The organism is Citrobacter sp. Cpo061 (assembly GCF_030332845.1).
GTDB lineage: Bacteria > Pseudomonadota > Gammaproteobacteria > Enterobacterales > Enterobacteriaceae > Citrobacter > Citrobacter portucalensis.
On record NZ_JAOWHB010000027.1, the window covers coordinates 1 to 390 of the forward strand.

Here is a 390-nt window from a genome sequence, read left to right on the forward strand (position 1 = left end):
TGTGGTTCTTGTAGGCGTTTCTTGACGGGGTGGCCTGAGAGATTTAGTCTGGTGCGGAAACAAAAAAACCACCCGGCAAGGTGGTTTTTTGAAGGTTCAGTAAACCGGCAAGTTTCTGAACCGAGGTAACTGGCTTGGAGGAGCGCAGTCGCCAAAACTTGTTCTTTCAGTTTAGCCCTATCCGGCGCATAACTTCAAGACTCTCTCCTCTAAATCAGTTACCAGTGGCTGCTGCCATTGGCGCTTTGTCGTGCTTTTTCGGGTTGGACTCAAGTCGATAGTTACCGAAAAGGCGCAGCGGTCGGGCTGAACGGGGGGATCATGCACACAGCCCAGCTTGGAGCGAACAACCTACATCGAACTGAGATGCCTACAGTGTGAGCTATGAGA

Annotated in this window: 1 pseudogene; it reads right to left on the reverse strand. The window is 51.3% G+C overall.

Annotated elements, in window-relative coordinates:
* Positions 1–217: 217 nt before the first annotated feature.
* A pseudogene (locus OGX97_RS03205) lies at positions 218–327 on the reverse strand (replication initiation protein); the annotation flags it as partial.
* Positions 328–390: the final 63 nt, after the last annotated feature.